Below are 24,306 nucleotides of genomic sequence, written 5' to 3'. Positions count from 1 at the left end.
AAAGGCTTACAACATGCGAAATGCGTCTGGCCGGAAAAAGCCGGGATCAGGCCGCCAGGATCTCGGCCAGATCCGCTTCGGCCGTGGTGGTGCCCTTGAGACCGGACTATGTCTCCAGCACCTTGATCAAGCAGCCAGGATCTCGGCCAGATCTGCCTCTGCGGTCGTGGTTCCCTTGAGACCGAACTGCTCCTCCAGCACCTTGAGCAGGGCCGGGGTCAGGAAGGCGGGGGCGGTCGGGCCGGTGCGAATGTCCTTCACGCCGAGCGCCAGCAGGGTGAGCAGGATGACGATGGCCTTCTGTTCGAACCAGGAGAGCACCAGGGTCAACGGCAGATCGTTGACGCCGCACTCGAACGCCTCGGACAGCGCCAGCGCGAGCTGGATGGCAGAGTAGGCATCGTTGCACTGACCCACGTCCAGCAGACGGGGGATGCCGCCGATGTCGCCAAAATCGAGCTTGTTGAACTTGTACTTGCCGCAGCCCAGGGTGAGCAGCAGGCTGTCTCGGGGGGCGGCCTTGGCAAACTCGGTAAAGTAGGCGCGCTCGGCCTTGTCGCCGTCACAACCGCCCACCAGGAAGAAGTGGCTGATCTCGCCTGCTTTCACCTTGTCGATCACTGCGGGGGCGGCCTGCATCAGGGCATTGCGGGCAAAGCCGATGGTGATGAAGTGCTCGAGCTCGGTGTGTTTGAAGCCCTCCAGTGCCTGCGCCTTGGCCACTACGGCGGAGAAGTCTTCCCCTTCCAGGTGGGTCACACCCGGCCAGCCGACGATGGAGCGGGTGAAGATGCGGTCGCTGTAGTCACCCACGTTCGGGTCGATGATGCAGTTGGAGGTCATCACCACGGCGCCGGGGAAGTTCGCGAACTCCTTCTGCTGGTTCTGCCAGGCGGAGCCATAGTTGCCCACCAGGTGCGGGTACTGCTTGAAGAAGGGGTAGGCCAGGGCGGGCAGCATCTCGCCGTGGGTGTAGACATGGATGCCAGTGCCTGCGGTCTGCTCCAGGATCAGCTTGAGATCCATCATGTCGTGGCCGGAGACCAGGATGCACTTGCCCGGGATCGGGGTGACTCTTGCTTGAGTCGGCTCGGGGTGGCCGAAGGCGGTGGTTTCACCGAGATCCAGCATCTCCATGATCTTGAAGTTGAGCAGGCCTATCTCCATGGCGCACTTGAACAGGGGATCCAGATCGCTCGGATCCGTGCTGAGCCAGCTCATGATGCGGTGGAATTCGGCGGCCACGGCGCTGTCTTGCTGGTCCAGCACCCGGGCATGCTCCATGTAGGCGGCGGCGCCCTTGAGGCCGTAGAGGCAGAGCAGGCGCAGCCCCATGATGTCTTCGTTGACCTCGCTCTTGCCGCGATTGACCGCGGTCTGGGGCGCATGAGCCAGCTGTTCCAGCAGTTCGGCACCCGGCTCGAAGCGGGCGGCGGCGGGCAGCTCGCTGACCTGCACCGCCAGCGCGGTCAGACGGTCGGCCAGTTGCTGGCGATAAGCGATCGCCTGGTTCACATAGCCGACGATGCGCGCGGAGTCGAAGTTGACGTTGGTGAGGGTGGCGAAGAACGCCTTGGGTACGAAGGCATCGATCTCGTCATCGACGATACCATGCTCGCGGGCGGCCAACGCCCAGGCACTGAGGCCTTGCAGCGTATAAATCAGCACATCCTGCAGATCCGAGGTTTCGGCCGTCTTGCCGCACATACCTTGTGCGTAAGCGCAGCCATTGCCTGCCGGGGTACGAATTGTCTGTTCACATTGCACACAAAACATCATGCCTCTCCTAATTGGACATTTCAGTTGCTTGTTTTGTGGCGATTCTATTCCCCCCGGTAAAAACTTAATAGGCATTCAATTTACCAATTAAGTATTCATTGATGCAGATCAAAAACAAAAAAGCCGCCCAAACAGGGCGGCAAAGGGGTAGATATAGGGGAAAGACAACTCAGGCTTGCAACAATATTCGAGCACATCAGGGGCGGAGCAGCATTTAATCATGCTGCATCCAGCCCCTTCTAACGTCAGGCCAGATAGGCTCGCAGCATCCAGACCAGTTTTTCCTGCTGCTGCACGTAGTCGGAGAGGATGGAGGCCGTGCCCTCGTCACCGGCCTCGGCGGCCTGTCCCAGGATGCGGCGCTGAGCTACCAGCAGCTCGCGGAAGCTCTCCAGCAGGGATTCGACGCAGGCGCGGCCATCGTGCAGCCCCTTCTGCTCGGGGATGGCGGAGACCTTCAAGTAGTCGCTGAAGCTGTGCATGGGCACCCCGTCCAGGGTGAGGATACGCTCGGCCAGGGCATCGACTTTGAGCAGCAGATCGTTGTAGATCTCTTCGAACTTCAGGTGCAGCTCGAAGAACTGGTTGCCACGGATGTTCCAGTGGAAGCCGCGCACGTTCATGTAGAGGATCTGGTAGCTGGCCAGCAACTTGTTCAGCTCGGCGGCCAGGGCTTGTGATTGAACGGTATCAAGACCAATGGGGCTCTTCATCATTCACCTCCAGGTGGAAACATTATTGGGAACGGAGTCAGCATATCCCCGCACAGACTCAAAGGACAATTGCTTATACCTTGTCCATTGATAGCGAATGGCTATCGTCAGTGGGAAAAGCACTTGCTTTCATCGCTCGAGCCGCTCGATATAGAGGATCACCTCGCCCAGGTGAATGCCGAACTTGCTGATCTCGGCGCGATTGATCAGGCGATCTTGATCCAGCAGATACATCCAGTCATCGAAGCTCACCCGCACCACCTCCCCGTCCGGCAGGGCCAGATCGAGTTGATAACGCCAGTTCAGGGCAAAGCCTGCCGTCTTGCCCACCGCCTCCCCCACCACATCCGAGGCGGTGCCGCGCCAGTGCCCATCCGCCCCCTTGTTCAAAAACCAGGTGCGGGTCTGCCGGCGGCCGTCGTCGAAATAGAACTGCTCGAACAACTCCCCCTTGCCACCCTGCCAGCGTCCCTGCATCTCGACCCGAAAGCGACTGGTCACTTCGCCGCCACGGTCGGTCACCAGGCCGTGGGCCACCAGCTTGCCATTGAAGAAACGGGCGAGATCCCAGTTCGGGCCCTGCCCTCTATAGTCATCGAGGCTGGCGCCACACCCTGCCAGCAGCAGCAGTGGCCACAGCAGCAGAATGCGCCATGTGCGGTAGAGAGGCATGAGGGACTCCGGTATCAGGGTTGGCCGCGCAGGCGGCGGGTGAGGGCGGGATCACGGCTGTTGTCGGCCAGCCAGATGGCCAGAAACGCGGCCGAGAACTGAGGATCAGGCATGCTGCCCAGCGGCTTGTCTCGCCACCAGAAATGGCCAAGCCCGGCGTCATCCACGTAGAAGGTCAATGCATCCCCCGAGCTCACATCCGGCCACAGGGTCGCCAGCTGTTGCAGCCAGCGGCGTCGCTGATCCTGGTTGCCCACCCCGAGTCGCTGCCACTCCTGCCCAGTCACGGCGAGCAAGTCCTGGCGGGAAATGGATTTGGCATAGGTGATGGTCAGGGCCTGCGGATAGCGACCGGGCTCGTAGTGGCCGCTCTCGCTGTAGAGGGTGGCGTCATAGAGCTTGAACCAGAGCCAGCTCATCTCCCCCTGTCCGACCGGGCGCAGCTGTTGCCAGGGGGCGGTAGAGGCCTGCACGGCAGTGGCCACAAGCAGCATCAGCGCCGCCAGCAAGGTGCTAATTCCATCCCATGTGCCAGCGGGTGGGATCTTCCAGCTCATGCCAGTTCATCTCCTGTTCCTGCAAGGTGTTGATATCCTGCAACACCACGCGAGCCAGCAGCCCCTGCGCATCCCGCTGGCAGGAGACCACCAGATAGAAGTGCGCGTTTGGCCCTTGCTGGCCCTCCCTGGTCCACTTCGAAAACAGCAGCGTATCGGTCGAAAAGGTGCTCATCTTGGCTCACCCTCCAGCTTGACCATTACCCACAGCAATACGGGTAACCACCACACCCAGATCAGCGCCAGTATGAGGGCGCTGATCCCGATGCCCCAAGACAAGTGTACCGATCCCAAGGCGGCTCCCGCCACATAGGAACCCGCTCCCCCCACCATGCCGAGCAGTCCCTGCTGCCAGCGGGGCAACGCCAGCAACCAGCGCAGCCCCTGGCCCAGAGTCAACGCAAATCCGAGCCACAGCAGCCCCAGCCAGAGGGGAAAGCCCTGGGGAAACTGGAACAATCCGAGATGCCAGAGCAGGCCATCAAGCAGACAGCCGGCCAAGGCCAGGGGCCAGCGGCGCAGATCCCCACGGGCATCCGGCGAGCAGAGCAGATGCAACCCCAGCAGCAACAGCAGTGGTCCCGGCTGCTGCCACACCACCGCCAACCACCAATAGAGGTTGAACCCCAACAGTTGCAGCCAGCCCCACATGATTCAGGGGGAGTTCACGGGCCTGTCCCCCGACCAGCCCTCCGGGCCAGGCTTGGCGGCCTCCAGCTGTACCAGGCTGATGGCTCGCTCCCAAAACCCCCCCTCGCAATAGGCGAAATAGAAGTGCCATAGCCGGATGAAGTCCTGGCTGTAGCCGAGCCTCGGCAACTCGGGGGCCAGCGCCAGGAAGCGCTCGCACCAGTGGGCCAGGGTGCGGGCGTAGTGGTGACCGTGATCATGCAAGCGCACCAGCTGCATGTCGGTCTCCCGGGCCAGCAGCCCCGCCATCTGGGAGACGCTCGGCAAACAGCCGCCAGGGAAGATGTAACGCTGGATGAAGTCGACGCTGCGCACATACTGGTCGTGGCGCTGATCGGCGATGGTGATGGCCTGGATCAGCAGGCGGCCGCCGGGTTTGAGCAGGCGCGATAATTGCCTGAAATAGTCAGGTAGGAAAGCATGACCCACTGCCTCTATCATCTCGATGGAGACCAGCTTGTCGTAGCGACCCTCCAGCTTGCGATAATCCTCCAGCAGCAGGGTGATGCGATCCTCCAGCCCCGCCGCCGCAATCCAGTCGCGGGCATGATCGTGCTGGGCCCGAGAGATGGTGGTGGTAGTGACCCGGCAGCCGTAGTGGCGGGCGGCGTAGATGGCGAGCCCACCCCAACCTGTGCCTATCTCCAGCAGGTGATCCTCCGGTCCCAGTGCCAATCGCTCGCAGATGGTCCTGAGTTTGGCCTGCTGCCCCTCCTCCAGGGTGGCATCCGCAGCCGGATAGATGGCGCTGGAATACTGCATGTGGCTATCGAGGAAGCCCTGATAGAGCCGGTTGCCGAGGTCGTAGTGCGCCGCAATGTTGACCCTTGAGCCGGTCAGGGTATTGCGGCTGCCCCAGTGCCGCAGCCTGTTGAGCGGAAAGCTGAGCCAGCCAAATCGCCGCTCCAGCCGATCGAGCATCGCCATGTTGCGGGCCAGCAGCCGCACCAGGGTGACCGGTGCCTGGCTGGTCCAGAGCCCCTCCACCCAGGTCTCCCCCGCCGCTATGCTGCCCCCCAGCAGGAGCCGCCGGTAAAAGGCGGGATCCAGTACCACGACCTCGGCCTGCAGATCCGCCCCGCGCTCCCCGAAGATGAGGCTCGCCTCCCCGTCACGCAGCAGCAGCTGACCATGTTGCAAGTGTCCAAGCAACCGGAACACCAGTTGCCGCGCCCAGCGATCGAGCAGGGGGATGGAGGTTGTGAGTTGCACCAGTTCCATTAGTGAGTCTCCGGGTGGGTGAACAGCGGTATCCGTTTGATGAGGAGCCGCACGGCCTGCCAATAGATGCCGAGCAACACCCGCATGGTCATCCAGGGCCAGCGCAGCAACAGCATGCCGAGCCCCCGTTTGGACAGTGGCTCGCGGGCCAAGGCCAGGGTGGCATCGAACAACTTGGGATCGCCGCTTTGGGGATGACTCTCGATGTGGATCAGGGTCTCCTCTCTGGGCGGGCGAACACGCCAGTGATAGCGCATGGCCAGCGCCATAAAGGGGGAGACGTGAAAGTCCTTGTCGTGGGGCACCAGCGCCGCCAGATCCAGCAAGTAGTAGTGGCGCTCGTTCCAGGGGGTGTTGGAGACCTCGGCCAGCAGATAACGGGCATCGCTCCCCTGATAGCAGAAGTAAAAGTTGACCGGGCTGAAGTAAAACCCCAGGCAGCGCACATTACCCAGCAGCAATATCCTGCCGCCTTGGGCCGCCCCACCCAGCTCGTCCACCTTGTTCCATACCGCCTGCTTGAGCGGCCCCTGCGTCCCGCGCAGGTAATCGCTGCGACGAAACGAGAGCAGGCCGGCGCGCTCGACCCCGAACCAGGGGCTCAGCTGCAAGTCGGCCAACTCGTCCAGATCCAGCCCCAGCATGAACAGAGGGTAGGAGAAAGCATGGGGCCTGGGTGCGAAGCGGCGATGGCGTACCGCCCCTTGCCAGATGCCGCTGATGAGGGCAGCGCTCATAGCTCGGCCCCGAAGCGACGGGTCACATCCAGGGCGCTGCGCACCCCGTCCTCATGAAAGCCGTTGTACCAGTAGGCGCCGCAAAAATGGGTATGCCGTTGCCCGCAGATCTCGCCGCGCGATGCCTGCGCCGCCAGGGCGGCCTCGTTGAACACGGGGTGATGGTAGACGAAGCGTCGCAACACCTTGCGCTCATCCACCCTGCCGGCGGGGTTGAGGCTGACGCAAAACTCGCGGCTAGCCTTAAGCCCCTGCAGGATGTTCATGCTGTAGGTCACCAGTGGCCTGGCCTGCTCGTCATCCCCGAGCTGATAGTTCCAGCTGGCCCAGGCCTTGCGTCTCTTGGGCAAGCTGGCGATGTCGGTGTGCAACCAGACATCGTTGGCCTGATAGCCGATGCCCCCCAGGATGCGCTGCTCCCGCTCATTGGCATCGGCAAGCAGGGTCAGCGCCTGATCGCTATGGCAAGCCAGGATCACCTCATCGAACGGCTCCTCACCTCGGGCGCTCTGGATCACCACGCTGCCGTTCACCCGCCGGATTTCCTGCACCGGGCAGGCCAGGCGGATCTGCGGCTGCCAGCCGGCGGTGAGCGGCGCTATGTACTCTCGCGATCCCCCGGGGATCACGTACCACTGGGGGCGGTTGCTGACGTTGAGCAGGCCGTGATGGTCAAAGAAACGCAGGAAGAAGCCGAGGGGAAAAGCGCGCATGTCGGCCAGGGTAGATGACCAGATGGCCGCTCCCATGGGCAGAATGTAGTGGCGGGCGAAGTAGTCGCTGAATCCGCCCCCTTGCAGGAAGGCGCCCAGGCTCGGCTCGATACTCCCCGTCTGTGGTGCGGCCAGCCAGCGGCGGGCCGTGTGGTTGAAGCGCAAGATCTCGGCGATGAAACGGTAGAAGCGGGGACGCAGCAGGTTGCTGCGCTGGGCAAACAGGCTGCCCAGCGAGTGACCGTTGTACTCCAGCCCCTCGCTCTTGACCGAGAAGCTCATCTCGGTGGGCTGGCGCGCCACCCCGATCCGCTCCAGCAATTTCAGAAAATGGGGGTAGGTGCGATCGTTGAAGACGATAAAGCCGGTGTCGATGGCATAGCTGCGACCGGACAGGCTGACATCCACGGTGGCGGTATGTCCGCCGAGCAGGGGGGCCGCCTCGAACAGGGTGATGTCGTGCAGCTTGTGGAGCAGATAACCGGCGCTGAGCCCCGAGATCCCGGAACCTATGATGGCGATCTTTTTCTTCATGAAGGGGATCCTTTCGAGATGAGGATGCGACCGAGGCGCAGCCAGAGCCCCGTCGGCAACGCCCCCAGCAGGCGCAGCAGCCAGATGAAGCGACGGGGGAAGTGGATCTGATGGCGACCGGCGGCCAGCCCGCTCATGATGGCGCGGGAAGCCTGCTCCACCGTCACCAGACAGGGCATGGGAAAATCATTCTTCGCGGTGAGCGGCGTCTGCACGAAGCCCGGCCGGATCAGGGTCACCCCTATGCCGGCGCCCTGCAGATCGAGGCGCAAGGTGGCCGCCAGATAATCGAGCGCCGCCTTGGAGGCGCCATAGGCCTCGGCCCTTGGCAGGGGCAGCCAGCTCACCGCCGAGCCGACGATGGCGAGCCGCGACCCGGACGCCAGCCGCGGCAGGAAGGCGGCCAGGGCGTGGCCGGTGGCGACCAGGTTGGTCTCGATCACCCGGGCAAAGAGGGCACCGTCAAATCCCTGGGCCAAGTCCATGTATTCGCAGCTGCCGGCGTTGAGGATCAGCAGATCCAGTGCGGGCAGGCCGGCGGCAACCTCTGCCATGGCGGCGCTGTCCCGTGCATCGAACTGCAGGGGGGTGATCCCCTCATGAGCCAATGCCTGCAACCGCTCGCCGTCGCGGCCACAGCCCCACACCTGCCAGCCCGCCTGCCGGTATGTGAGCGCCAGCTGGCGGCCGAGGCCGGAGCTGGCCCCGGTGATCAGCACCCGCCCGCTCATGTGCCCAGCCTTGTGCGGATGGCGCGGATGAGGCTCCCCAGCAGGGGCAACCGCTCGTAGAGCATGGCGCCGAGATCGAAATAGTCGCGGTGCAGGCACACCTTGCCCCAGGCATCGAACTGCAACTGGGTCGCCCCCTCGACCCGGATCGGCTGACCACCGGCGAGCCTGGGATGGGCAAAGGTCATGATCCAGCCAAGCCAGGCCTCGTTGCCCTGTTGCTGCTGGCTCACTATCTCGAATCGGCAGTAGTGCAGTCGCTGATACAGGGAAGAGAAGTAACGGGTGAGCGCCGCCAGCCCCTCAATCCGGTGCGCCGGATCGATGAAGACCACCTGTTCTGCGTAGATCTCCGGCAGGCGGTGCAACTGCTGCCTGTCCAGTTGCAGGTAGAGGACGATAAAATGGGCCAGCGGTTCTTTCATCCTATTTTCTCTCCAGTTCCTGAAACATCTCGATGGCCCTCAGCCGTGCCTTGGCATGATCCACCATGGGAGCCGGATAATCCCCTCTACCCTGCTGCACCAGCCATTCGTGAGGCTGATGCAGCAGGGCGGTCGGCACATCCTTGAGCTCTGTCACCCAGATACGGATAAAGCTGCCGTCAGGATCAAAGCGCTGGCCCTGAGTGGTGGGGTTGAACACCCGAAAGTAAGGGGCCGCATCGGCACCGGTGCCCGCCGCCCACTGCCAGCCGCCGTTGTTGGCCGCCAGATCGCCGTCCACCAGCCGGCTCATGAAGTAATCCTCCCCGAGCCGCCAGTGCAGGTGCAGATCCTTGGTCAGGAAGCTCGCCACTATCATCCGCAGCCGGTTGTGCATCCAGCCGGTGGCATTGAGGCAACGCATGGCCGCGTCGACGATGGGGTAACCGGTGCGCCCCTCGCACCAGGCAGCCAGCGCCGCCGGATCCCAGCCCCAGGGCAGGGCCCGGGTCTCGGCCTTGAACGGCAGGTTCATGGAGAGGGCCGGCACCAGCATCAGCAGGTGGCGATAAAACTCGCGCCAGATGAGCTCATTGAGCCAGACGAAGCCGGGCTGCGCCTTGGACTGGGGCCGGTAGCCGAGCCGCTGTTGCAAGGCCGCCACGCACTGGCGCGGGCTGATGATCCCCGCCGCCAGATAGGGGGAGAGGGTGGAGGTGCCGGCCAGGGCCGGAAAGTCTCGGGTCTCCCCATAGTCCAGTACTCCCTGCTCCAGAAAGCCGTGCAGCCGGCGCTGGGCCTCGGCCTCCCCCACCGGCCAGCGCGAGTCTGGGCTCCCATCCCAAAGATCGGGATCGACCAGGCCCGTTTCGCAGAGCGGTCGCCATGGCAGCGGCGCCCCTCTCGGCGCTGGGGCGCGGTGGATGACGAAGCCATCCTCCTCCAGCGCCTTCAACCAGGCCCGACTGAAGGGGGTAAACACCTTGAACATCTCTTTGGAGCCGGTCAGTACCCGGCCGGGGGGCAACACGCAGCAGCCGTTGAACCAGTGACTCAGGATCCCCTGCCCCTGCAAGGCCTCGCTCACCGCCAGATCCCGGCGCTGCTCGTCGAGCTCGATGGCCTGATTGGCGTAGAGCTGGCGCACGCCAAGTCGGCTCGCCAGGGCGCAGATCTCGGCCGGCACCTCGGCGAAGCGCTCCACCCGCAGCAGGTGCAAACGGATGCCGAGCGCCGCCAGGGATTTGCCCAGCTCGTCGACCTGGGCCAGCAGGAAGCGCTGCCGGATGGGGGCAACCTTGTGCTGTTGCCACTGGGCGGGGCTGATGACGAACAGAGCCGCGACCTCGCCTCTCTCGCCCTCCCGATCGGCGCAGGCGTGGCGCAAGGCCGGATTGTCGGCCAGACGCAGATCGCTGCGAAACCAGACGAGTTTCATGTTCCCTTGCCCTCGCTGCCCGATGTGCCCTGTGGCCGCGGGTCGGCCAGCGCGGCCGACAGGGTCGGTGACCAGGCTTGCTCCGCCAGCCAGGCCGGCTCATAGAGGCTACCCAGTGCCCCGAACAGCCGGACCGAGGCAGGCCATCGTTCGGCCAGCTCTCTCTTGCCGAGCCCGGCACCCAGCAACACCAGCCAGCGGTCGGGTATCCGTCCCGCCAACAGCGTGACCCCTCTCGGATCGCAGGGGCCGACCAGATGTACCTCGTGGCCCTGATTGACGAGCTCATAGGCGCACCAGAGCAGGTCCAGCGGGCCGATCTGGCCCCAGCTCGCCAGGCTGACGGGGCTCCCCTTCTCCTGCTCGATGAGGTGGCGGCCGAAGTGAGCCTGCAGCCAGCTCAGCCAGAAACGCTGCAACAGCTCTCCATCGGGCCGCTCGCGCCACAGGCCGAGCAGTTGATCCAGCAGCGGTTGCAAGACTCGGCTACGGACCAGCTCGAAGGGGTAGCTGGTGAGCAGATCCTGTAGCAGGGCCTCGGCCTTGCGTTGATGGAAGGTGAGCATGGCCTCGCCAAACTGCGCCAGGCTCTGCTGCCAGTGATCGCTGGCAAGGGGACGGTCCGGCTCGCTCAGCAGCCCCTTGACCTGACCAATGCTCACCCCCCGCTCTAGCCAGCTCAGGATCTCGCCGATCTGCCGGATATCCTGCTCGCTGTAGAGCCTGTGCCCCTTCTCGGTACGGGCCGGTTGCACCAAGCCATGGCGTCGTTGCCAGGCTCGCAGGGTGACGGCATTGACGCCGGTCAGGCGTGAGACCTCGCGGATGGGGTAAATCGCCTTTTCTTGCATGTCGAGTCCATTTGATAAGAGAGGATGCCCCAGGTTTACCGCCTTGGCGGTGACCACGGGGCCATGGAAAGCGTCGTCCTCAGCCTTGCTCACAGGCCATACCTGAGCCTGAGCGTTTCCGGATGAGGATTAAGATAGACCTGCTCGGCCAGATAGGGGTTGGGATGTTCGCGCAGGTGGTGCCGCAGCAGGGTCAGGGGCACCAGCAGCGGAAAGATGCCGACGCGGTACTTGTCGATGGCCTCGGTCAGTTCCTGCTTCTGGGACGGAGTCAGCATCCGTTTGAAGTAGCCCTGCAGGTGCATCAGCACATTGGTGTGGCTGCGGCGATTGGCGCGCAGGGTCAGCGCCGCCATCAAGCCCCTGATGTAGCTGTCTGCAACCTCCTGCAGGTTGGCCTTGCCGAGGTTGCCGAGCAGCTTGCCGAGGGTGCGGTAGTAGGTGCTGGCGTGGGAGAGCACCAGATACTTGTAGCGCGAATGAAAGCGAATGAGGGCGGCGGCGGTGATCCCGCGGGCGCAGAGCTGCTGCCAGTCGTGATAGGCGAACACCCGCAGCACGAAGTTCTCCCGCAAGATGGGGTCGCACAGGCGGCCATCCTCCTCCACCGGCAGCAGGGGGTTGGCTTCCATCAAGGCCTTGGCAAAGAGGCCTATCCCCTCCTTGGCGCTCCCCTCGTTGTTGGCGCCATAGATGCGCACCCGCTCCATGCCGCAGCTGGGGGACTTGGCGCAGAGGATGTAACCGGAGAGAAAATCGAGGCGGCTGGCCTGCTGCTCGCTGAAGGCGATCAGCTTTTCCGTCACATCGAAGCTGCCGTTGCTGGCCTCGGCACGGATCTCCCCCTTGCGCCTGACTAGGCGGATGGCGGCGCGGGGGGCGCCGAGGCCGATGGCCATCTCGGGGCAGACGGGGTGATAGTCAAAGTGAGCGCCAAGATCCCGTTCGCAGAAACTGGAGCGCTTGTGGCCCCCGTCGAACCGCACTTCCTGCCCCAGCAGACAGGCACTGATACCGACCTTGATCTTGTACATGATTACGCCCCTTGTATAAGCATTGAACCAGTTATAGCAGTTATACAAAGAAATGGAAGTTGTATAACTATTACGGACCGATACGACACAAGGGGGAAAACAGGATCACCAGAAAATGAAAAAGCCCATGACCGGGGCCATGGGCAAAGACACGACAGGATGGAAAAATTAGAAGCTGTACTTCACACCCAGACTGGAGATGGAGCCCTGTTGCAGGTCCCACTTGCGGTAGGTGTAGTCGGCGGTGAGGGCCAGGTTCTGGCTCACCTTGTAGGCGGCACCCACCTTGAAATCGTGCATGTCATCGGTCATGTTGGCGTAGCGATAGCCGGTGGAGAGTTCCATCACCCCCAGGTCGTAACGCAGGCCCACTTCGCCGTACAGACTGCCGCTGCTCTTGCGGGTGATGTTGTCCCAGCCGGAGTCGTTTACGTTGTTGGCCAGTTCACGTTCCATGCTGTAGCCCATCAGGCCCGCTTCACCGTACAGGTTCAGACCTGTGCTGAGCGGGGTGAATACCCCCATCCCCAGATTGGAGATAGCCATGCTGTCGTTGCCGCTGTTGCGGGAGCTGTATTCGGAGCCAAAGCGACCGTAGAAGTTGGAACCGAAGCTCTTGGACAGATCCAGGCTCAGGCCGCCAAAGTCACGGTTGTTGCTGTCTTTGCCACCGACGAAGTCGGAGTTGGTGTGAGCCCAGGTAGCGGCGCCCTTGGCGTAGCTGAAGGCATCCTGTGCCATGACAGAGGTGGAAGAGAGACCGGCCAGAACCAGAACAGACAGTGCGACTTTTTGCATTTTGTTGACTCCATAGGTAGAGCTAGTGAGGACCTAGCTGGGATGGAGCCATTGTGACGGCTAGCGGGGACTGTGCCGAGCGGCAAGCTGTTGCCAAACCATTGCAGATGTAAGCAAATATTGCTGGCGGTTGCCGGGTTAACAATTGAACGAAAACAGGCTCCGTAATGGAGCCTGTTTGCTGATGGCGGCCGTGTGGCGAAGAGTCAGCGGAACTCCACTTCGTCGATCTGCACCCGCACCAGCGGCTTGCCGTTGAGGCCCGTGGGGCGAGCCAGCTCGATGGCCCGGGAGGGGCGCTGCTCGCCCTTGCGCAGATAGGAGTCGGGCAGGCGGTTCTCGCCGGCCCAGAACCTGACCTCCAGGCTCGTCAGCTGGACGCCCTGCTCGGTGAACAGGGTGACGCTGCCGCTGACCCGCACCACATTGCGGCTGCCGCTATTGTTCAGCATGAATTGCAGTTGCAACGGGTCACTGCCGTCGATCTGGGTCAGCTTGACCACGATGCCATCCTTGCTCGCCTGGGAGAGCATCTCCGGGTTGGTCAGGGCTTGCTCGGTCAGCACCGGCGCCACTGCGGCTCCCGTTGTCGCCTCGGTTGTGGTGGCCGGCTTGATCAGCAGATATTCCCAGCTGAAGTCGTCGTTGAGCTGCACCTGACGCCCATCCGGCAGGGTGACCTGGGTCAGGGGGGCGGCTTGGGCCAGCAGGGGGGAGAGGCAGAGGGCAACCAGCAGTCGGGACAGGGGCTTCATAGGCTAATGGCTCGGTGGAGAGACAGAGGGCGCCAGTATAAAGAGTCGGGTCGTCCTTGCCTATGACCCGACTCACGTTACGTCGCTCTCCCTGCCGGCTCTCAGATGGCCAGGGCCTGGGGATCCTCGCTCGGCACCATGTCCAGGGTCACCATATCGAACTGGGCACCGAGCAGCGCCTGCAGTATGGTCGGCTGCATGTCGAACACTCGGGCTCGCAGGCCCGTGGGCGTCCGGACCCGCGCCAGGGTAGTCACCCTGTCGGCCAGGGTATGGAAGTAAACCTGTACCCCATCCAGTCCCATGTCACTGAGCAGTTGTTCGGCCATGTCGACCATGCGCAGATGACGCCTGTCCAGCGACTGGGGATCGGAGAAGCGCCGGCTCAGGCAGTTTTCTCCCCCCTTGCCCCAGAGATCCAGCTGCCGCTTTTGGAAGCCATAGCGGAAGTCCCGGTTGGTCATACCCTGCTCGGCAAAGAGCCAGAGCGTGTTGGCGGGCAGGCTGTCAAAACGACGCAGATATTCTCGCATCTCTTCGGCAGAGGCCGACAACAAGATCGGAGGATGAACCTCCTGCCCCAGCCGCTGGCAGAGGTAACGCACCGGATCCTTGACGTCGGCGAGATGGCCGAGGTGCACGCTGAAGATCATCTCATCGGTCTTGATCACCTGGTGCGCTATGCCGTAATGCTGGCAGTAGCGCTTGGCCCGTGCCACCGCCTTGCGGCTGAGGGTCGGGTTATCCAGCGTGATGGCACGAAACCGGACCCCGCTGGCCCGGCACAGATCCATGCTGTAACAGGATTCCAGCCGGCCGGAAAAGGTGACGATCAGCTCATCATAACCGGCCAGTGACTCGATAAGCCGCTGCTCTCTGGCCTGAAAACTCTGATCGTATCCCCGATTCAGCACTACTACATTGGCATCCATTACAACAATTCCGGATGATGAATTGGCGTACATTTTGTGCTCAGCAGGCTGAATAGGTGCTTACGGAACGGGAATAAAATCTTATTTAGATTCAAATGGACCATGGCGGAATTCGTACTTTTCGACTGACGGCCCAGGATCAGCACGGGTTCAAACATGCAGCCATCCCTGCTCGATGAGTTGCCGGCGACACTGTGCCGCATCGGTGAATACCAGGCCTCCTATTCCCAACGCCTGTGCGGCCGCCACGTTGGCCGGGCTGTCGTCGATAAACAGGCACTCCTGCGCCTTGAGATCGAACGACACCAGCAGGTAGCGGTAGATGTCCGGCTCCGGCTTCATCATCCGCACCCGCGCCGACACCACCTTGCCGCTGAAGAAACGCCAGAACGGCTGATGCTGCTCCAGCCAGTCGATGCTGGCATGACCCATGTTGGAGAGGGCGTAGAGACGGTGACCGGCACTGTGCAGCGCCTCGATAAGCGCCACCATAGCGGGATCCGGCAACAGCGAGGCGGGCACCGCCTGCAAGATGGCAAGGTTGTCGGCGGCCGACAGGCCGGTGCGCGCCTCGGCCTGACGCGCCATGGTATGCAAGGAGAGGGCGCCCCTGTCCACCTCCAGCCAGTCGGGGTGATTGAACAGCCGCTCGGCCAGCGCTTCGGCATCCACCGGGCCCATCACGGAGCGCACTATGGCCACCGGATCCCAGCTCACCACCACCCGTCCCAGATCGAAAATAATCGCCATCGTCTCGCCTCCTGCTCAACTGTTCTGATGCCCCGGGAACATCCATCGCGCCCAGCTGCATACCCTGCCCCGTTCGCCGACCTCGGGCAAGTTTTACTTGCATCGAACGCCTAAATCCCTTAATGCTTATGGCGTTACCTCAAGGACAAGCCCATGTACGCACCATTCTTCTTCGTTTTCTCGTTTATCCGGCCCACATGAGGGAAGGCCCTGTCGTCGCATGAACAGAAAACAAAGACGAATCGAGCCTCCCCTAGCGGAGGCTTTTTTTTGCATTCACCACCACAGAATACTTGGATAGGGAACCACAATGGCTACGCTCGACGAGATCAGACAGGACATTACCCAGTTGGATGAGGAGCTGCTCGCCCTGCTGGCCAAGCGCAAGACCCTCAGCATCGAGGTCGCCCGTGCCAAGCAGGCCAACCCGCGCCCCATCCGCGATACCCAGCGCGAGCAGGACCTGCTGGTCGCCCTGATCCAGAAAGGGCGCCCCCTCGCCCTGGATGCCCAGTACATCACCCGTATCTACCACACCATCATCGAAGATTCCGTGCTCTCCCAGCAGGCCTATCTGCAGAGCCTGCTCAACCCCGAGCAGCAGGAGCCCATGACCAGCGTCGCCTACCTGGGGCCGCGCGGTTCCTACTCCAGCCTGGCGGCCCGCAAGTATCTGGCCCGCTACAAGGATCAGGTGATCGAGGTGAACTGTCAGAACTTCCGCGAAGTGCTGGATACGGTGGAATCGGGCCGCGCCGCCTTCGGGGTGCTGCCCATCGAGAACACCAGCTCGGGCTCCATCAACGAGGTGTACGACGTGATGCAGCACACCACCCTCTCCATCGTCGGTGAGCTGACCTACCCCATAGAGCACTGCATCCTGACCGCGGTGCCGACCGATCTCGCCCGCATCAAGACCTTCTACGCCCATCCCCAGGTGTTCCAGCAGTGCTCCCACTACCTGAGCAAGCTGGAAGGGGCGCGCCACGAGATCTGCGACTCCTCCTCCAGCGCCATGATGAAGGTCAAGGAGCTGGGGAGCCCGGAGGCGGCCGCCATCGGCAGCGCCGCGGGCGGCGAGCTCTATGGACTGGACGTGCTGGCCGAGCAGCTCGCGAACCAGAAGGAGAACTACAGCCGCTTCATCGTGGTGGCCCGCAAGCCCATCGACGTGGCGCCGCAGATCCCGGCCAAGACCACCCTCATCATGTCCACCTCCCAGCGCCCCGGCTCCCTGGTGGAGGCCCTGCTGGTACTGCGCAGCCACGACATCAACATGACCAAGCTGGAGTCCCGGCCGGTGCAGGGCAACCCCTGGGAGGAGATGTTCTATCTGGATGTGTCCGCCAACCTGCAGACCCCGCAGATGCAGGCCGCCCTGCTGGAGCTGACCAAGATCACCCGCTACGTCAAGGTACTGGGCTGCTACCCGAGCGAAGACGTCAAACCGACCACGGTGCCGCCGGTACTGATGGGCAGCTAAGCCGCCCCGAACGGCAAGAGGCGAGCATCAGGCTCGCCTCTCTCTTTTCTGCCTCCCAATCCCCGCTGGAGGCGCCACAGCCACATTTACCGCCATCAGCCACCCCAGTCCCCCCGACTGAGCGTTCGGAATAACTGAACGATAAGCCTCTATCATTCACTCTATGTATACGATGCAGGCCGCCAACCGAGCCCCAGACTCAAGCTGACGGGGCGCCAACCCCGGTCCTGCCCCCAGCAGACCCGGCCCCCGGACAACAAAAAGGCGAGCCCATGGCTCGCCTTTTTGTTACCCCTGTCGGCTGGCTCATAACTTGCCAGCCATGGTGATAGAGGATGGAGTCCCGCTTCCGGCGCTAGAACTGACCGGCCATCAGCTGGTTGAGGTGATAGAGGTTGCGGGTATCGAGCTCGAGCTCGGTGGCATAGGTGTTGCCACGGGGATAGGTCGCCACCACACGGGCGCCGCGCACCATGCCAGCCACCGACACATCCAGGGTGTTGGCGGTCTGGGTCAAGTCCTTGTAGCTGCTGCGACCGCTCACCTGCTGGCCGTTGAGCTGCTCCGCCAGTTCCCGGTAGGCATCCATCTTGGAGGCACGAATGGCCTGCAGCATCTTCTCCGACTGGGACGGCCCCGGCTGGATGTCGATCACCGCGTAGCCGACCGCCTTGAGCACCGGGAAGTCATCCGGTTTGCCCCCACCGTCGTAATTCACGACCCGATTTGCGCTGCAGGCAGTCAATAGCATTGCCATCAGGCAACTCAGTAGGATTTTCATCTATTGCTCCTTGTCAGGGGGTCAGGTTGACCAGATGGCCGGACGGGCTCTGGCCGCCCCGCATCAGGTAGCCCCGATTGACCGATGCCCGGCCAAACGAGTTGCTGGCGCCGGACAGATATTGTTGCGGGATCAGGCTCTGGGCCGTGGTCTCCACCATCTTGGTCCGCAGATCGATGATGCGGGCGTTGACCAGGATCCCCTGCTGGTTGCGGCTGAAGGTGCCGGTCAGGATGCGGGAGATGGGCAAACGGGGGGAGAGATCCCGGTAGTTGCGGCTCATCACGAAGTCGCCCTGCGGCGTCACCTGAATGTTGCCCGTGGTCTTGAAGTCCACCACCACTTCCCCGCGCCGGTTGAGCTCATAGATGAAGCTCTCCTCGATCTGCAGCCCCATCCAGTTGGTGTCCTTGAGGGTATCGAGATCGACGAAGGAGGCCACCGCGATGGGCTCGACCAGGGTGGTGAGGGACTTGCGCTCCATCAGCTGATCGGTCATGCGCGCCACCAGCCAGTTGAGCTCCATCCCCTTCGCCGCCTGACGAGGATCCCCTTGATCCCGGTTGATGGGATCGGCGGCCCCGCAGCCAGCCAGCGCCAGCGCCAGCGCCAGCGCCGTGATAAATCTGTTCATGGATACCTGTCCTGTATCTACACCTGACTTGTTATCGGTCGAGACGGCCAACACTTGAGGCGGGAATGCACTGAGGATCTCGCCGTCGTTCATCCGTAGCCAACGCGGCGACGCACGACAGGCTGCCATGCGCAAGGCTGGCAGCGAGACAGGATCCTGCCGCCGTCCATCCCGAACAGGGAATCCACCGGCGCTCCCCGTATCCCGGCACCTCTACCGCTGGGAATGAGGCATGGATCTTGCTTTTATTTGCACCAAGGGTGCAAACCGGCAAGTGTTTATGTTCAGTCCCGGCCCGGGCCGTCATCTCGACAGCCGGTCGCTGACGTTTGTTTATTCAAGGTGTCCGTTATGAAAGTTCCGCTGCTGTTAACCCTGCTGCTGGTCAGCCTGTCGGCCCGGGCCGAGCTCATCGAGGCCCAGGGCAGTGCCGCCATCCTCGGTGGCGACGAGGCCTATGCCCGCGAGCAGGCGACCCGGGATGCGCTGCGCCAGGCCCTGCTGGCGAGCGGCGCGGCCGTCTCCAGCATCCAGCGTCTGGAGAACGGCAGCCTGCGCTCCGAGCAGATCCAGATCCGCTCAGGGGGCGACATCCGCCAGTATCGGCTCAAGCGGGAGGAGGTACGCAACGGCCGCATGTACATCACTGTGCAGGCCGACATCCTGGCGCAGCGCCAGATCTGCCAGACCCAGCAGTACGCCAAGGATTTGACGCTGGTCCGCTTACGGATGCGCTACCCGGATCAGGCGAGCACAGGCGCCCTCGACGACATGTCGGCCGATCTCTCCCGCCGCCTGTTCGAGACCCTGGCCAAGGCGCCGCAAGGGGTGCTCGCCCGCCAGTGGCTGGATGAGAACCTGCGCATCGACCCGCTCCATCTGCAACAGGGGGACCGCAGCGCCCTCGAAGAGATCAAGGCCCTGAGCCTGCGCACCGACAGCCAGTATCTGGTGCTCGGCAGCATCGACGATCTCTCCCTCGAGCCCCAGGGCAATCAGCTGACCAGCTGGTACCGGGATCCCATTCGCAATTTTCGCATGCAGCTCTACCTGTTTGACGGCATCAACGGCAGCCTGCTCGGCCGCAAGGAGTATCAGGGACGCGCCAACTGGACCTTCTCCAAGCGGGAGCAGGTCGGCAGCAGCAGCGGCCAGTTCTGGCAGTCGAGCTATGGCCAGGAGGTGAACTACCAGTTGCAGGAGGCGGCCCAGGATATTATCGCCGAGCTGGGCTGTGCCCAGGTCACCGCCCGCATCGTCGGTCAGCACGAGCGCGGCCCTCACATCAACTTAGGAAGGCGCAACGGCGTCAAACTCGGGGATCAGTTCCGCGTTCAGCACAGCGCCGACTTCGTCGATCCCTATGGCAAGTCCCGCGTGATGCGCAACCCGGCCGATGGCCTGTTCGAGGTCGTGCAGGTATTCGAGGATGGCGCCGTCATCAGCAGTCAGAACAAATATTCGCCATTTAACGTCCAAGTCGGCGATCTGGCCGTATTGGAATAGGAATCAAGGGTTTAAAAGGCGGCGGCTTCTTGTATAATGCCCGCCACAAGGTTCCCGTAGCTCAGTTGGATAGAGCGGTCCCCTCCTAAGGGACAGGCCACTGGTTCGACTCCAGTCGGGAACACCATACAAGACAAGGGGTTGGCATCATCATGATACCAACCCCTTGTGCTATCCACCTCTGGTGGCACACCAGAGAGTCCAGCCTCTGGCACTTCCCCTACCTCATCCATTCGTCTCATGTGACTCACACGGCAATCTGTGATCCCACTCCCTCTCCTATTTGTGCTCCGACTGTTATCAAAAGTGTCGTCATGTACACTCTAGGAGTAACCGTCAAGGGTGACGGCCGCTCTCCACCAGTTTGAGACAAGAGAAGGACATCATGGGTAACAAGAAGAAAGCCAAGGTAGAACAAGTCACAGAGGCGCCCGAGCACAAGCCGCTCGGCACCAAGGAGTACGAGAAGGAGCTACGGCGCCTGCACGTGGAGCTGGTGAAGCTGCAGCAGTGGGTGGTGCACAAGGGGCTCAAGGTGTGCATCGTCTTCGAGGGACGCGACGGCGCCGGCAAGGGCGGCACCATCAAGGCCATCACCGAGCGGGTCAGCCCGCGGGTGTTCAGGGTCATAGCGCTGCCTGCCCCCACCGAGCGGGAGAAGAGCCAGCTCTATGTCCAACGCTATGTCCCCCATCTGCCCGCCGCCGGCGAGGTCGTCATCTTCGATCGCAGCTGGTACAACCGGGCCGGGGTGGAGCGGATCATGGGCTTCTGCACCCCGGAGGCGAGCGACAAGTTCCTGGCCAGCGCGCCGCAGATGGAGTGGTCCATGGTCGATTCGGGCATCATCCTGCTGAAATACTGGCTGGAAGTGAGCCCGGAGGAGCAGGAGCGCCGGTTGCGGGATCGCATCGACGATGGTCGCAAGACCTGGAAACTCTCGCCGATGGACATCAAGTCATTCGATCGCTGGGATGAGTACACCCAGGCGCGGGATGCCATGTTTGCCGCCACCGACACCACCTGGGCCCCCTGGTTCGTGGCCCGCTCCGAGGACAAGAAGCGGGTGCGGCTCAACATCATCTCCCACCTGCTGACCCATATCCCCTACGAGGAGCTGCCGGCCGAGCCGGTCAAGCTGCCCAAGCGCAAGGTCGGCAAGGTCAAACCCACCGACCATCCGTTCCGCTTCATCCCTGAACCCTTCTGATCAGCCGCAAGGGGCGAGCCCCAGGCTCACCCCTTGCCCTGCTGATATTGACGGATCGCCGCCCTGGCATTGAACAGCATGCGACTGGCACCCAGCTGACTGGCCAGACCGCAGCGGCGCACGTTCTCCAGCACCCCGGGATTGAGCCCGGCCAGCCAGAGGTTGACCCCCCTGGCACGCGCATGCTGCTCCCCCTCCATCAGCATCATCAGCGCCGAGTACTCCACATCCTGCACCCGGCTCATGTCCAGCACCACCACCTCGGGCTGGTGGGTCTCGATCAGTTGGCGGATCTGGGCGGCCACATACTGCACATTGATGAAGAACAGGCGCCCCTCCGGCCGCAGGATCAGCAGGCCCGGGATCGTCTCGTCATCGGGGTGGCGCTCGGCGAGCGGGCGCAGCACATCCTCCCCCGGCTTGCGGCCAATCACATAGACCTGGGGCTGCGCCGTCTGGCTGGCGAGCCCCAGCAGGGAGGCCAGGATCGCCACCACTATCCCCTGCAGGGTGCCAAACAGCAGCACCCCCAGGCAGGCGATGGCGGCCCAGCGGAACTCCATCATGCGGATCTGCCCTATCTTGCGAAACTCTCCCGGCTGAATGAGGCCCACCGAGTAGACGATGACCACCACCGCCAGGGTGGCGTTCGGCAACCAGGACAGCAGGGGGGCGAGGAAGATCATGGTGGCCAGCGCCATCGCGGCCGTGACGGCGGAGGCCCACTGGCTCAGACCCCCGACCGAGCGGACCACCGCGGTCTGGGAGGTGCCGCCCCCCGCCGGCATGCTGCCGCAGAAGGCGCCGCCCAGGTTGGCCAGCCCGGTGGCCACCAGCTCGCGGTTCGGATTGATCTCGGGCTCCCCCTCCCCCACGAAGGCCCGGCCGGCGGCTATGGTCTCGGTGAAGCTCATCAGCGCGATCCCCGCCGCCCCCGGCAGCAGCTGCAGCACCAGCTCCAGATCCGGCATCGTCAGGCTGGGCAGGCCGGTGGGAATGGCCCCGACGATGGCGACCCCTGCCTCGTTCAGACCCCAGCCCCACACCAGCGCGATGCCGATGCCGACCCCCAGCAAGGGAGCCGGGGAGTGCGGGAAACGCCACTCCATGAACACCAGTACCACCAGGGTGACGAGGGCGACCCCCAGCGTCAGCCAGGAGGTCTCGGGCAACGCCTGCCCCAGGTGGTAGAGATCCATGAAGAAGTTCTCCTTCTGGATGTGCACCCCGAACAACTTGGGCAGCTGATCGAGGATGATTACCAGCCCTATGCCGCTCTTGAACCCCACCAGCACCGGCAGGGAGATGAAGTTCGCCACGAAGCCGAGCCGCAGCACCGCCGCCAGCATCAGCATGGCCCCCACCAGCAGGGTCAGGGTGGCCGTCACAATGAGCAGCTGGCCGGGATCGCCATCCGGCACCACCACCCCGAGCTGGGTCGCGGTCAGGATCGCCAGGGTGCTGGTGGAGCTGACGCTGAGCACCCGGGAGGAGCCCAACAGGGCGTAGAGCAACATGGGAACGAAGGCGGTGTAGAGACCGATCGCCACCGGCAGACCGGCCACGGTGGCATAGGCCATGGCCTTGGGCAGCACGACCGCCGACGCGGTGACGCCGGCCAGCAGGTCGGACAGGGAGCGCCTTGGCGCCGACGCGGGTGATGACATCTTATCCTCCATGATCGCTGGCCTGAGCGGGCCCTGATGTTGCAACCGGCGCTCAAAGAGGCCCGTTGCCAACCGACGGCCATAGCCGCTCGCCTGAGCGTGCCGACTATGTCTCGTCATACCATGAAGTGTACGCGCCCCGCCTTGCGCCGGGCTGAATGCCTCAAGATAGGTGACGGGCGCGCGAAGCAGGAGCCGCCACAACGAAACACGGGACGCTCGCGCGTCCCGTTCCAATCAGGATGAACCCTGCTCCCGTCGCGTCACGGCAGGCAGAAGACCGAGACCAGCTCCCGGCTGATCGGGCTGTCATCCGGATGGGAAGGCATGAGGCTCTTCATGTAGCCCCACCACTCCCGGCAGATGGCGGTGTCCGCCACCGCCTCCCAGCGCGCCTCGTCCTCTATCTCGACGTAGGCAAACAGCTGGCAGCTCTTGGAGTCGAGAAAGATGCTGTAGTTGCTGGCCCCGTGCGCCTTCAGGGTCTCGGCTAGGGCAGGCCAGATCTCATCGTGACGACGGCGGTATTCCGTCTCGCAGCCGGGGTGAACCGACATCAGAAATGCCTTGCGGATCATCTTGTCGCTCCTCACGCCATGCCCATGCCAACCAGGTTGGCGGCCCCGACGATCACCAGCATGCCGATGCAGAGAATGCGCACCGGGCGCGTCCCTACCCCTTTCCATTCCGCCATCAGCAACCCCACGATCCCACCGCAGAGCACGTAGCCGCTCATGTGCAGCATCCAGTTCACGAAGGAGAGGTGCTCGGGAATGCTGGCCTCACCCCAGGCATAGAAGAAGAACTGCAGGTACCACATGATGCCACCGGTAGCGGCCAGCAGGCCGTTGATCAGCAGGCTCGGCAGTGGCTGGGCCAGATCCTTGCGCAGCGACAGCTCGGGGCGGGTGGCCAGGCGGATGAAGCAGAAGGCCATGTTCACTATGGCACCGCCACCCATGATGATGCCGTAGCTCGGCAGCATGGCATAGAGCGGGTCTATGCCCAGCGCCAGCGAGGCCTGCTTGATGGGGGCCGCCGCCTCCAGCCCGAAGGCGAAGCCCGACGAGAAGATGCCGCACATGACCGCGAGGCCGAGCCCCTTCCTCAGGTTGAACTCCTTGGTCGCCGTGCCCAGGCTCTGCTCCTTCTGGTGGCCGGCCCAGGTGACGATGCCGATGCCGACCAGGGCGACCAGCACTCCCAACAGGGTGATCTGACCGCTGGAGGTGCCGATCAGAGTGCCAAACTCGCCACGCAGAATGGGGGGCATCAGGGTGCCGACCACCAGGGTGACCCCGATGGCGATGCCGATGCCGAGGGACATGCCGAGGTAGCGCATGGTGAGGCCATAGTTGACGTTGCCGACGCCCCACATGGCGCCGAACAGGAACATGCCCCAGAACGCCTTGCTGTCCACCACGCTGTAGAAGGAGGCGAAGTCCTCGATCAGCAGGGAGGTGACGAACCAGGGCAGCAGGATCCAGGAGAAGAGGCCGGCCAGGGCCCAGGTCGTCTCCCACGACCATTTCTTGACCTTGCTGAGGGGGGCATAGAAGGAGGCGGCGGAGGCGGCGCCAACCAGGTGCCAACCGATTCCTGATGCGATAGCAGACATAAGATCTTCCTTGTATGGGTACGATTGTGTTGCGGCTGACCGCCGGGGGAAAGCGTTCCGGCGGGCTACCGAGCTGT

26 protein-coding genes, 1 tRNA gene and 1 other annotated feature are annotated in these 24,306 nt (G+C 63.1%); of the genes, 4 read left to right on the top strand and 23 right to left on the bottom strand.

The window, feature by feature from the left end; all coding sequences use genetic code 11:
- Positions 1-126 precede the first annotated feature (126 nt).
- From hcp to LG30_RS0108075, 18 genes are all read right to left on the bottom strand, one after another.
- The gene (gene hcp / locus LG30_RS0108160) at positions 127-1,776 is read right to left on the bottom strand and encodes a hydroxylamine reductase (protein WP_033130219.1); all 1,650 of its coding nucleotides are present in this window, start codon (positions 1,774-1,776) and stop codon (positions 127-129) included.
- A 248-nt stretch (positions 1,777-2,024) separates the two neighbouring features.
- On the bottom strand, positions 2,025-2,492 hold the full coding sequence (locus LG30_RS0108155) for a Dps family protein (RefSeq protein WP_021140949.1): 468 nt from the start codon (positions 2,490-2,492) through the stop codon (positions 2,025-2,027).
- Positions 2,493-2,621: 129 nt separating this feature from the next.
- The gene (locus LG30_RS0108150; RefSeq protein ID WP_033130212.1) at positions 2,622-3,164 is read right to left on the bottom strand and encodes a DUF3833 domain-containing protein; all 543 of its coding nucleotides are present in this window, start codon (positions 3,162-3,164) and stop codon (positions 2,622-2,624) included.
- A 14-nt stretch (positions 3,165-3,178) separates the two neighbouring features.
- A complete protein-coding gene (locus LG30_RS0108145; protein ID WP_033130211.1) occupies positions 3,179-3,721 on the bottom strand; it encodes a chalcone isomerase family protein in 543 nt (180 codons plus the stop codon).
- On the bottom strand, positions 3,678-3,896 hold the full coding sequence (locus tag LG30_RS0108140; RefSeq protein WP_033130210.1) for a TIGR02450 family Trp-rich protein: 219 nt from the start codon (positions 3,894-3,896) through the stop codon (positions 3,678-3,680). The genes LG30_RS0108145 and LG30_RS0108140 overlap by 44 nt, the downstream gene beginning before the upstream one ends.
- A complete protein-coding gene (locus LG30_RS0108135; protein WP_033130209.1) occupies positions 3,893-4,372 on the bottom strand; it encodes a DUF2878 family protein in 480 nt (159 codons plus the stop codon). Before LG30_RS0108135 ends, LG30_RS0108140 begins: the two co-directional genes overlap by 4 nt.
- Positions 4,373-4,375: 3 nt before the next feature.
- On the bottom strand, positions 4,376-5,632 hold the full coding sequence (locus LG30_RS0108130) for an SAM-dependent methyltransferase (RefSeq protein ID WP_033130208.1): 1,257 nt from the start codon (positions 5,630-5,632) through the stop codon (positions 4,376-4,378).
- Complete coding sequence (locus tag LG30_RS0108125; RefSeq protein ID WP_033130207.1) at positions 5,632-6,369, bottom strand: DUF1365 domain-containing protein; 738 nt, start codon at positions 6,367-6,369, stop codon at positions 5,632-5,634. The genes LG30_RS0108130 and LG30_RS0108125 overlap by 1 nt, the downstream gene beginning before the upstream one ends.
- The gene (locus tag LG30_RS0108120; protein ID WP_033130206.1) at positions 6,366-7,616 is read right to left on the bottom strand and encodes an NAD(P)/FAD-dependent oxidoreductase; all 1,251 of its coding nucleotides are present in this window, start codon (positions 7,614-7,616) and stop codon (positions 6,366-6,368) included. The genes LG30_RS0108125 and LG30_RS0108120 overlap by 4 nt, the downstream gene beginning before the upstream one ends.
- On the bottom strand, positions 7,613-8,347 hold the full coding sequence (locus LG30_RS0108115; RefSeq protein WP_033130205.1) for an SDR family NAD(P)-dependent oxidoreductase: 735 nt from the start codon (positions 8,345-8,347) through the stop codon (positions 7,613-7,615). Before LG30_RS0108115 ends, LG30_RS0108120 begins: the two co-directional genes overlap by 4 nt.
- Complete coding sequence (locus LG30_RS0108110; protein ID WP_033130204.1) at positions 8,344-8,772, bottom strand: nuclear transport factor 2 family protein; 429 nt, start codon at positions 8,770-8,772, stop codon at positions 8,344-8,346. Before LG30_RS0108110 ends, LG30_RS0108115 begins: the two co-directional genes overlap by 4 nt.
- Position 8,773: 1 nt before the next feature.
- Entirely contained in the window at positions 8,774-10,210 is a 1,437-nt protein-coding gene (gene phrB, locus LG30_RS0108105) for a deoxyribodipyrimidine photo-lyase (RefSeq protein WP_033130203.1), read from the bottom strand.
- Complete coding sequence (locus LG30_RS0108100) at positions 10,207-11,061, bottom strand: MerR family transcriptional regulator (protein WP_033130202.1); 855 nt, start codon at positions 11,059-11,061, stop codon at positions 10,207-10,209. The genes phrB and LG30_RS0108100 overlap by 4 nt, the downstream gene beginning before the upstream one ends.
- 89 nt (positions 11,062-11,150) lie before the next feature.
- Positions 11,151-12,095: a YbgA family protein gene (locus LG30_RS0108095; protein ID WP_033130201.1), complete on the bottom strand. Its 945-nt coding sequence runs from the start codon at positions 12,093-12,095 to the stop codon at positions 11,151-11,153.
- A gap of 168 nt (positions 12,096-12,263) precedes the next feature.
- Positions 12,264-12,893 (bottom strand): outer membrane beta-barrel protein, encoded by a 630-nt coding sequence (locus tag LG30_RS0108090; RefSeq protein WP_033130200.1) that lies wholly within the window; start codon positions 12,891-12,893, stop codon positions 12,264-12,266.
- 206 nt (positions 12,894-13,099) lie between these two features.
- A complete protein-coding gene (locus tag LG30_RS0108085; RefSeq protein ID WP_033130199.1) occupies positions 13,100-13,648 on the bottom strand; it encodes a DUF3157 family protein in 549 nt (182 codons plus the stop codon).
- A gap of 101 nt (positions 13,649-13,749) precedes the next feature.
- The gene (locus LG30_RS0108080) at positions 13,750-14,613 is read right to left on the bottom strand and encodes an adenine nucleotide alpha hydrolase family protein (RefSeq protein ID WP_081966084.1); all 864 of its coding nucleotides are present in this window, start codon (positions 14,611-14,613) and stop codon (positions 13,750-13,752) included.
- Positions 14,614-14,730: 117 nt separating this feature from the next.
- Positions 14,731-15,330 (bottom strand): HAD family hydrolase, encoded by a 600-nt coding sequence (locus LG30_RS0108075; RefSeq protein ID WP_033130197.1) that lies wholly within the window; start codon positions 15,328-15,330, stop codon positions 14,731-14,733.
- A gap of 149 nt (positions 15,331-15,479) precedes the next feature.
- Positions 15,480-15,602: a sequence feature (Phe leader region), on the top strand.
- Positions 15,603-15,640: 38 nt separating this feature from the next.
- Between LG30_RS0108075 and pheA the strand changes: the two genes are divergently transcribed.
- Positions 15,641-16,813: a prephenate dehydratase gene (gene pheA, locus LG30_RS0108070; RefSeq protein WP_033130196.1), complete on the top strand. Its 1,173-nt coding sequence runs from the start codon at positions 15,641-15,643 to the stop codon at positions 16,811-16,813.
- Between the two features lie 355 nt (positions 16,814-17,168).
- Here pheA and LG30_RS0108065 read toward each other — a convergent pair whose 3' ends face one another.
- Entirely contained in the window at positions 17,169-17,594 is a 426-nt protein-coding gene (locus tag LG30_RS0108065; RefSeq protein WP_033130195.1) for an LPP20 family lipoprotein, read from the bottom strand.
- A gap of 13 nt (positions 17,595-17,607) precedes the next feature.
- Complete coding sequence (locus LG30_RS0108060; RefSeq protein WP_033130194.1) at positions 17,608-18,228, bottom strand: FlgO family outer membrane protein; 621 nt, start codon at positions 18,226-18,228, stop codon at positions 17,608-17,610.
- A gap of 351 nt (positions 18,229-18,579) precedes the next feature.
- Here LG30_RS0108060 and LG30_RS0108055 point away from each other — a divergent pair, with 351 nt between their 5' ends.
- The 3 genes from LG30_RS0108055 to ppk2 all read left to right on the top strand — a co-directional run bounded on the left by LG30_RS0108055 (position 18,580) and on the right by ppk2 (position 20,944).
- The gene (locus LG30_RS0108055) at positions 18,580-19,734 is read left to right on the top strand and encodes a flagellar assembly protein FlgT (protein WP_033130193.1); all 1,155 of its coding nucleotides are present in this window, start codon (positions 18,580-18,582) and stop codon (positions 19,732-19,734) included.
- Positions 19,735-19,784: 50 nt separating this feature from the next.
- Positions 19,785-19,861 (top strand) — tRNA-Arg (locus LG30_RS0108050).
- Positions 19,862-20,119: 258 nt separating this feature from the next.
- Entirely contained in the window at positions 20,120-20,944 is an 825-nt protein-coding gene (ppk2, locus tag LG30_RS0108045; RefSeq protein ID WP_033130192.1) for a polyphosphate kinase 2, read from the top strand.
- Positions 20,945-20,970: 26 nt separating this feature from the next.
- Here ppk2 and LG30_RS0108040 read toward each other — a convergent pair whose 3' ends face one another.
- The 3 genes from LG30_RS0108040 to rhaT form a co-directional block, all read right to left on the bottom strand.
- Positions 20,971-22,611 carry a SulP family inorganic anion transporter gene (locus tag LG30_RS0108040; protein ID WP_081966082.1) on the bottom strand — a complete coding sequence of 547 codons (1,641 nt, stop codon included), beginning with the start codon at positions 22,609-22,611 and terminating at the stop codon, positions 20,971-20,973.
- Positions 22,612-22,874: 263 nt separating this feature from the next.
- Positions 22,875-23,189, bottom strand: coding sequence for an L-rhamnose mutarotase (rhaM, locus tag LG30_RS0108035; protein ID WP_033130190.1), 315 nt, complete (start codon positions 23,187-23,189; stop codon positions 22,875-22,877).
- An 11-nt stretch (positions 23,190-23,200) separates the two neighbouring features.
- Entirely contained in the window at positions 23,201-24,229 is a 1,029-nt protein-coding gene (gene rhaT / locus LG30_RS0108030) for an L-rhamnose/proton symporter RhaT (protein ID WP_033130189.1), read from the bottom strand.
- Positions 24,230-24,306: the final 77 nt, after the last annotated feature.

Origin of the sequence: Aeromonas aquatica, from assembly GCF_000764655.1 — a bacterium.
GTDB classification, from domain to species: Bacteria; Pseudomonadota; Gammaproteobacteria; order Enterobacterales; family Aeromonadaceae; genus Aeromonas; species Aeromonas aquatica.
Note: the sequence above shows the minus strand (reverse complement) of the source record. Positions and strands in the feature narration are given on the sequence as shown.

Excerpts from the sequence above, each read along its gene's own strand:
- hcp (WP_033130219.1), bottom strand. The coding sequence starts at position 1,776 with ATGTTTTGTGTGCAATGTGAACAGACAATTCGTACCCCGGCAGGCAAT.
- LG30_RS0108155 (WP_021140949.1), bottom strand. The coding sequence starts at position 2,492 with ATGAAGAGCCCCATTGGTCTTGATACCGTTCAATCACAAGCCCTGGCC.
- LG30_RS0108150 (WP_033130212.1), bottom strand. The coding sequence starts at position 3,164 with ATGCCTCTCTACCGCACATGGCGCATTCTGCTGCTGTGGCCACTGCTG.
- LG30_RS0108145 (WP_033130211.1), bottom strand. The coding sequence starts at position 3,721 with ATGAGCTGGAAGATCCCACCCGCTGGCACATGGGATGGAATTAGCACC.
- LG30_RS0108140 (WP_033130210.1), bottom strand. The coding sequence starts at position 3,896 with ATGAGCACCTTTTCGACCGATACGCTGCTGTTTTCGAAGTGGACCAGG.
- LG30_RS0108135 (WP_033130209.1), bottom strand. The coding sequence starts at position 4,372 with ATGTGGGGCTGGCTGCAACTGTTGGGGTTCAACCTCTATTGGTGGTTG.
- LG30_RS0108130 (WP_033130208.1), bottom strand. The coding sequence starts at position 5,632 with ATGGAACTGGTGCAACTCACAACCTCCATCCCCCTGCTCGATCGCTGG.
- LG30_RS0108125 (WP_033130207.1), bottom strand. The coding sequence starts at position 6,369 with ATGAGCGCTGCCCTCATCAGCGGCATCTGGCAAGGGGCGGTACGCCAT.
- LG30_RS0108120 (WP_033130206.1), bottom strand. The coding sequence starts at position 7,616 with ATGAAGAAAAAGATCGCCATCATAGGTTCCGGGATCTCGGGGCTCAGC.
- LG30_RS0108115 (WP_033130205.1), bottom strand. The coding sequence starts at position 8,347 with ATGAGCGGGCGGGTGCTGATCACCGGGGCCAGCTCCGGCCTCGGCCGC.
- LG30_RS0108110 (WP_033130204.1), bottom strand. The coding sequence starts at position 8,772 with ATGAAAGAACCGCTGGCCCATTTTATCGTCCTCTACCTGCAACTGGAC.
- phrB (WP_033130203.1), bottom strand. The coding sequence starts at position 10,210 with ATGAAACTCGTCTGGTTTCGCAGCGATCTGCGTCTGGCCGACAATCCG.
- LG30_RS0108100 (WP_033130202.1), bottom strand. The coding sequence starts at position 11,061 with ATGCAAGAAAAGGCGATTTACCCCATCCGCGAGGTCTCACGCCTGACC.
- LG30_RS0108095 (WP_033130201.1), bottom strand. The coding sequence starts at position 12,095 with ATGTACAAGATCAAGGTCGGTATCAGTGCCTGTCTGCTGGGGCAGGAA.
- LG30_RS0108090 (WP_033130200.1), bottom strand. The coding sequence starts at position 12,893 with ATGCAAAAAGTCGCACTGTCTGTTCTGGTTCTGGCCGGTCTCTCTTCC.
- LG30_RS0108085 (WP_033130199.1), bottom strand. The coding sequence starts at position 13,648 with ATGAAGCCCCTGTCCCGACTGCTGGTTGCCCTCTGCCTCTCCCCCCTG.
- LG30_RS0108080 (WP_081966084.1), bottom strand. The coding sequence starts at position 14,613 with ATGTACGCCAATTCATCATCCGGAATTGTTGTAATGGATGCCAATGTA.
- LG30_RS0108075 (WP_033130197.1), bottom strand. The coding sequence starts at position 15,330 with ATGGCGATTATTTTCGATCTGGGACGGGTGGTGGTGAGCTGGGATCCG.
- pheA (WP_033130196.1), top strand. The coding sequence starts at position 15,641 with ATGGCTACGCTCGACGAGATCAGACAGGACATTACCCAGTTGGATGAG.
- LG30_RS0108065 (WP_033130195.1), bottom strand. The coding sequence starts at position 17,594 with ATGAAAATCCTACTGAGTTGCCTGATGGCAATGCTATTGACTGCCTGC.
- LG30_RS0108060 (WP_033130194.1), bottom strand. The coding sequence starts at position 18,228 with ATGAACAGATTTATCACGGCGCTGGCGCTGGCGCTGGCGCTGGCTGGC.
- LG30_RS0108055 (WP_033130193.1), top strand. The coding sequence starts at position 18,580 with ATGAAAGTTCCGCTGCTGTTAACCCTGCTGCTGGTCAGCCTGTCGGCC.
- ppk2 (WP_033130192.1), top strand. The coding sequence starts at position 20,120 with ATGGGTAACAAGAAGAAAGCCAAGGTAGAACAAGTCACAGAGGCGCCC.
- LG30_RS0108040 (WP_081966082.1), bottom strand. The coding sequence starts at position 22,611 with ATGTCATCACCCGCGTCGGCGCCAAGGCGCTCCCTGTCCGACCTGCTG.
- rhaM (WP_033130190.1), bottom strand. The coding sequence starts at position 23,189 with ATGATCCGCAAGGCATTTCTGATGTCGGTTCACCCCGGCTGCGAGACG.
- rhaT (WP_033130189.1), bottom strand. The coding sequence starts at position 24,229 with ATGTCTGCTATCGCATCAGGAATCGGTTGGCACCTGGTTGGCGCCGCC.